A 3823-nucleotide genomic window follows, 5' to 3' on the forward strand; every position below is an offset into this window, starting at 1 on the left:
GTATATTTGCATTACGTATTGGATTACTGGTTTGATGTCAAAATAAAACGACAGTGTAAGGGAGAAGCGTATTTAATTAGATATTGTGATGATTTTGTATGTTGTTTTCAAAACAAATGGGAAGCAAAAGGGTTTTATCAAAAGCTAATAGTAAGATTCAAGGAATTTGGATTAGAGCTTGCTTTAGAGAAAACAAAGATATTGGAATTCGGGAGGTTTGCCAGGCAAAACATGGCAAAACGGGGATTGAGCAAACCCGAAACTTTTGATTTTCTAGGATTTACATTTTATTGTAGTTTAAATGGTGATAAGAAATTCTTTCGGTTCAAGGTTAAGACTAGTAGGAAGAAATTTCAAAGTAAAGTCAAGACAATGAAGGAATGGGTTAAGAATAATCGAATAATGCCTTTAGGTGAATTGTTTAAGAAAATTAATCAGAAACTTAGGGGACACTATCAGTATTATGGAGTTACGGATAATACAAGAGGTGTGAAAAGTTATCAAACTGTAGTCAAATGGTTACTGTTTAAATGGCTTAATAGAAGAAGTCAAAGAAGAAGTTACACAATTGATACATTCTATAATGGTTTGCTTAAGACTTTTCCGTTACTAGAACCACAAATAAAGGTAAGCTTATTCTATAGATGATTGAAATATGAGGTGAAGAGCCGTATGCCTTAGTAGGGCACGTACGGTTCCGTTGAGGAGCATGGGAGGTAACTCCCGTGTTTACTTAAGAAGTTGTTTCGAAACTGTAAAAAAAATGAGGTACGACAAGAAGTCGCTAATTAGTAGTGTTTCGTGAGAAATTGCGTTAGTTACAAAACGTATCCTCGCTTGAAACTGCACTCCGAGTAATTTTCAGTAAAAAAGGGAGAATATTTATGAATGGTTTTCGCGTGTTAAGTTTTATTAGTCAAATAATTAATTTAGGTTTGTTTGGAATAGGGATTTATGGGTTTATATTATTTGCAAAACTTGCTAATAGAGGAATTAAAGCACTTGATATTTATATTAACGAAAAGACAAATAATAAATTGTAGGTTCATAACTTTCACATATGTGGTCACAAGTAATCCCATATCTAATTAATGTGGGGTTACTTTATTAAGCGTGTATTGATATTCTGAATGTATCATAAATACAATTGAATTACATTCGCATTGAGTCTATTGACCATTTTCAAAGCATTATAAAAATACTTATTTATGGTGATTATGTTATAGTTAAATATATATTTTATGACTAACTTGTAGATTATTGTAAAGAAAGTAAAATGTTAGTGAATTAAAAGAAAGGAGCATTTAATATGAAGAAAATATAAATCGTTGAATACGAAGAAAAATACCATAATGATTTTAAAAAAATTTCTTATGAATGGCTTAAAAAATATGTATCAGTAGAACCTGAGGATGAAAAAATTCTAAATAATCCCAAAGAGGTTGTTTTAGATAAGGGTGGGTTTATATTTTTTGCTAAGTATGGCGAAGAGATAATAGGGACAGTATCATTAATAAAAGTTGATGAATATACTTACGAACTTGCAAAACTTGCCGTAACTGAAAAATATCAAGGATTAAAGATAGGTAAAATGTTAATGGAAAAATGCTTGAATGTCGCAAATCAAAATAGTACTAAAAAAATAATTCTTTATACTAATCACATATTAATTTCAGCCATAGCATTGTATAAGAAATATGATTTCAAAGAAATTACTCTGGTTAACAATAAATATATAGAATCAGATTTAAAAATGGAACTAAAATATTTAATTATTCTTGATAGAATGCTTCGTATAAAGGAAGGGGTGGAGATTTTAAAAGCAATAAGAACTAATGGAATAAAAACTCCAGTTATTTTTCTTACAGCAAAAGACTCCATAACTGATAGAGTAACTGGACTTGATGCAGGTGCTGATGACTACCTTATTAAACCCTTTTCAACAGAAGAGCTACTTGCTAGAGTAAGAGCCCTTAGTAGAAGACAATTTAATCTAGTAGAAAGTAATTCTATTCAATTCTTAAGCACAGTTTTTGAACTTCTAAAAGGAGAGGTTGTTTTTGGCGGTGAGACAATACAATTAACTGCTAAGGAAAGTCAATTATTAGAGCTATTAATGAAAAATAAAAATCAGGTTATGACTAGAGAATTGATCCTTGATAGGGTGTGGGGGATGGAATCGGAGGTAGATGTTAATTCTATAGAACTTTATGTTTATTATCTTAGAAAAAAACTTAAAAATAGTAAATGTAACATCTCTATAAAAACTATAAGGTGAGTAGGTTATTCTGCGGAGGAGGTAAATGTTTAATGTTTCGTAAATTGAAAATAAGGCTTACATTAATCAATCTAACTACAGTTTTATTAATATTGACCTTTATATTTGCAGGAACCTATAGTCTACTAACTAAGCAACTAAATATTCAGGTGAATAGTATAATGAATGAATTTCTTAAAATGGGAAGCGAGGGTAAAATACTTGATTTATCTAATATACCAAAACCTCCAAATATGGGTATGTAGAATAATCCAGCTGATATATTCAATTGTTTTGTAGTTGAAGTAAGCAATAGTGGGAAGCTTATTGAAGCTTCTCAAAATAATATTTTAAGTGAAATAGATACAAATGAACTAATTAGAAATACTATGGGAAGTTCACAACTAAAAGGATTAATTTCAATGAGGTTTGGTACATTTCGTTATATTTCAAGTGTAAAACAGTAGAGCAAGCTTATAGTTTTTTATAATGAAAGTATGCAAAGATCTTTTTTGAATTTGTTAATTGTAATATTTATTATAATAGGGATTATAGGTGTGTTTTTAGCTTTTTTAAGCAGTTATTTTGTTGCGAACAAAGCATTAGTACCAATTAAGCAGGCCTGGATAAAGGAGAAAACATTTGTTGCAGATGCCTCCCATGAGCTTAGAACACCATTAACGGTTATTAGAACAAATATGGAAATTGTTATGGATAACGAAAATGAAACAGTTAAGAGTCAGAAAAATTGGCTATTCAACATACAATATGAATACATGAAAATGACTAAATTGATAGATGACTTGCTTTTTCTTGCCAGAGAAGATAATAAAGAAAAGTATGTAAATATTTCTGCTATAAACTTAAGTGAAATAGTTTTACAAACTTGTAATGAATTTAAACCCCTCGTAGCAGAAAAGGAGATAGAACTTTTAGTAAATATTGAAAAAGGCATAGTTATACCTGGAGATGATATTAAGATGAATAGATTAATTTGTATTTTGATAGACAATGCCATAAAGGATACTGGAAGTAGCGGTAAAATAGAGGTTAGTTGCCATCGAACTGACAAACATTGTGTGATTAAAGTTTCCGATACTGGAATAGGTATTTCTGAGCAGGATATAACAAAGATATTTCAAAGATTTTATCGCGCAGACAAATCTAGAAATTCTGAAATTGAGGGCACAGGTCTCGGATTATCCATCGCTGACAGTATAGTAAAACAGTTTAATGGTACCATGAGAGTTTCAAGCAAGCTTGGCAAGGGAAGTACTTTAGAAGTTGAGATATAAACTAATACAATTAATATAAAACATTAAGCAAATTATATGCTTAATGTTTTTTTTAGTGTGCCAGGCATGGCAATTAACTAGGTGGTGAAAGTCCACTGTGGGGGTCTGTAGTTACCAACCACTAGCTGAAGACAAGGTATCCATCGTGAGGTGTGAGCTGGAGGAAGTCCTAGGCAAAGTTCCGACCCAAGGAATACGAACATTTTCAGGCAAACTATTTGTGGATGAGTCTGCTAAACAAGACAAAGTCCAATAACTACATAGACAAGTA

At 31.0% G+C, this 3823-nt stretch carries 6 protein-coding genes; all 6 read left to right on the forward strand.

Annotated features, from left to right (window positions below):
* Nucleotides 1–648 (forward strand): reverse transcriptase domain-containing protein (locus ACJAX4_RS22670; RefSeq protein ID WP_435791711.1); only part of this gene is annotated, 648 nt, incomplete at its 5' end.
* Between the two features lie 236 nt (nucleotides 649–884).
* On the forward strand, nucleotides 885–1043 hold the full coding sequence (locus ACJAX4_RS22675) for a hypothetical protein (protein WP_435791712.1): 159 nt from the start codon (nucleotides 885–887) through the stop codon (nucleotides 1041–1043).
* A 323-nt stretch (nucleotides 1044–1366) separates the two neighbouring features.
* The gene (locus tag ACJAX4_RS22680; protein ID WP_435791716.1) at nucleotides 1367–2278 is read left to right on the forward strand and encodes a GNAT family N-acetyltransferase; all 912 of its coding nucleotides are present in this window, start codon (nucleotides 1367–1369) and stop codon (nucleotides 2276–2278) included.
* A 32-nt stretch (nucleotides 2279–2310) separates the two neighbouring features.
* The gene (locus tag ACJAX4_RS22685) at nucleotides 2311–2523 is read left to right on the forward strand and encodes a hypothetical protein (protein ID WP_435791713.1); all 213 of its coding nucleotides are present in this window, start codon (nucleotides 2311–2313) and stop codon (nucleotides 2521–2523) included.
* A gap of 291 nt (nucleotides 2524–2814) precedes the next feature.
* Complete coding sequence (locus tag ACJAX4_RS22690; protein ID WP_435791714.1) at nucleotides 2815–3552, forward strand: sensor histidine kinase; 738 nt, start codon at nucleotides 2815–2817, stop codon at nucleotides 3550–3552.
* A 97-nt stretch (nucleotides 3553–3649) separates the two neighbouring features.
* Nucleotides 3650–3808, forward strand: coding sequence for a hypothetical protein (locus tag ACJAX4_RS22695; RefSeq protein WP_435791715.1), 159 nt, complete (start codon nucleotides 3650–3652; stop codon nucleotides 3806–3808).
* Nucleotides 3809–3823 lie beyond the last annotated feature (15 nt).

Source organism: Clostridium sp. (genome assembly GCF_051278035.1).
Lineage (GTDB): Bacteria > Bacillota > Clostridia > Clostridiales > Clostridiaceae > Clostridium_AD.